This is a genomic window from Pelagibius sp. Alg239-R121 (genome assembly GCF_947331435.1).
In the GTDB taxonomy this organism is placed as follows: Bacteria; Pseudomonadota; Alphaproteobacteria; order Kiloniellales; family Kiloniellaceae; genus Denitrobaculum.
Map to the genome: position 1 here is coordinate 1 of NZ_CAMZOF010000036.1, position 2,457 is coordinate 2,457.

The 2,457-nt window shown below is 58.7% G+C and carries 2 protein-coding genes; both read left to right on the forward strand.

All coding sequences use genetic code 11. The features are described from left to right. Positions 1-87 precede the first annotated feature (87 nt). Entirely contained in the window at positions 88-489 is a 402-nt protein-coding gene (locus QMZ18_RS36805) for a DUF3768 domain-containing protein (RefSeq protein WP_282611426.1), read from the forward strand. A gap of 83 nt (positions 490-572) precedes the next feature. Further along, positions 573-2,457, forward strand: a 1,885-nt coding sequence (locus QMZ18_RS36810) for a ParB/RepB/Spo0J family partition protein (RefSeq protein ID WP_282611427.1), incomplete at its 3' end; no start/stop codon positions are given.

Genomic DNA, 2,457 nt, shown 5'->3' on the forward strand with positions numbered 1-2,457 from the left:
CTCCCTTCGCTGCGGTGAAGTTCTGACGACCTTCACCCCACCAAGGAAGAAGGTCACACCCCACTGGCGAAGAGAGGACAAAGCCATATGACCACGACAGCACAGACCGATTGCGGAGAGAGCGGAACCAACGGCGCAACCGAGGCAATGCGCAGGGTCTCTATCATCGGAAAACAGAACGACCGCTATCGCAGCACGTTGAACGGCGATGCGGAGATCAAAGGAAAAATCGTCACCACGCCCGGCATCCGCGAGAACGGGCCGGACTTCCTCATGGCGGCCCTACGGGCGGTGCGGGACTTCAAAGAATTTTCATCGGACAACGATCCGTACAACGAACACGAATTCGGCTCGGTAGAGGTCATGGGGATCAAGATCTTTTGGAAGATCGATATCTATGACGCCGCCTACGAATTCGGCTCTTCCGAACCTGCCGATCCGTCGCAAAGCCGCAGGGTTCTAACCCTCATGCTGCCAATCGAATACTGACGGCAAAGAAAAAGGGGAGCGCGGCTTTGCTCTCCCCTTTCTCCAAAAGAACTCAAAACGGATTTTTCCCGAGGACTAAGTACATGAACATCGCAGTTGAAACCACACCTACCACCACCGAAGGCCGCGCGCTTGTGAACTTCGCGATTGACCGACTGGCTCTTTCGCCTTTGAACCCGCGTCAGAGCGTGAGCGATGCGGAGATCGAAGCGTTGGCCGGTTCGATCCGTTCGGTTGGGCTTCTGCAAAACCTCGCAGGCATCGAGGAAGACGGCAAAATCGGAATCGTGGCCGGTGGACGTCGCCTACGTGCCCTAAAGCTGATCGCTGAGCAGGACGGCAAGGCCGATATGAGCGTGCCGGTAATCCTGGCTGAAAACACACTTGAAGCCCAGGCTTGGGCCAACAGCGAGAACGTTGCGCGGGCGGCATTGCATCCGGCGGAGGAAATCCGAGCTTACCGCAAGATGGCCGAGACCAGCGCGCCGTTGGAAACAATCGCCAAAGCCTTCGCCGTTACAGTCCGCCAGGTCAAAGGCCGGATGCGGCTGGCAGATCTGCCGGAGCCGATCCTCAAAGCGCTTGCTGCAGACGAAATCACCTTAGACGCAGCAGCGGCCTACACCGTGAGCGCCGATCCAGAGCGGCAGGTGGAAGTCTACGAGCGGATGAAGACTTTTTGGCATGGTCAGGAGCCCAAGCAGATCAAGCGGAACTTGATGGCCGAGAGCGGCGACGGCGACGATAAACATGTTCGCTTTGTTGGCCGGGAAGCTTACGAAGCCGCAGGCGGTGCCATTCGCGAAGACCTTTTCGGGGAGCAGACCTTTTTCCTGGACCGGGAATTGTTGGCCAAGCTCGCGGAGGACAAGCTTGAAGCCGTCGCGAAGGAGATCTGGGGTAAGGGCTGGAAGTGGGTTGAAACGTCCCTGGAGCGTCCGGACTGGAACATCCTAAGCAAGATGGAGCGGACCTACCCGGAACAGGCGGAACTCAGTGAGGAAGACGGCGCGCGGTACGACGAATTGCAGGATTTAATCGATGACGGCCAAGCCAGTGATGGAGAGGTCGAAGAATTTGAGGCCCTTGCTAACAAGTTGGGAGAAGAAAGCTATAGCGCTGATCAGATGGCCCACGCCGGTGTTGTGCTCTACCTCGACTATCGGGGCGAGATTGACAGCGAATACGGCCTGATCAAACCGCAGGATCACGCCGCCGCGGTCGACGCGGGGATCTGCCGCTCCGTTACCAAGAGCGGGAGTACAACAGCCGAGAAGAAAGGCCCTTACTCCGCCGCATTGGCCGAGGATCTGGCGAAGGTCCGCACCGGGGCAATTCAAACGGCGTTGCTGACCAAGCCTGAACTGGCCGTTGATCTCTTGACCTTCCTGCTGTCTACCCCGGTTTACGATTGGATGCATCCGCTCGGCCTCAGAACGGACCTCGCCGACAACGCGCCGGATGACGACGAAGGTTTGGTTTTGCCCGAGGCTCTGCAGGGCAAGTCTCATGCTTCTCCCATGGAGGCCAAGAAGGCGGCGAAATCCTTCACGGAGTTTCGGGCTAAACCCAAGAAGGAGCGCAACCGGCTACTGACCGAGAGCATTGCCAAGCTCTTTTCCACGAAGCTTGCAGGCGAGAAGTATGGAGACCTGGGCGAGGCGGTTGCCAACATGGCGGCGACCGATGTCCGGGCGGTCTGGACACCGACAGAGGGCTTTCTCAATCGCCTGAAGGCGGCCCAACTGGACGCGATCATGGGCGAGATCAAGGGTAAGGCCGTCACTGCAGACTTCTCCAAACTCAAAAAGAAAGACAAGGCCGCGTTCCTGCATCGGCTCTTTAACGAAGAGACGGCCCGCAAGGATCTGGACGCGGCGGCGCAGGCGCGGATCGCGGCGTGGCTGCCCGAGGGGATGGCCGTGAAACAACCTCAGGCCAAGGGCGGTAAGTCCTCGCCGCCCAAGG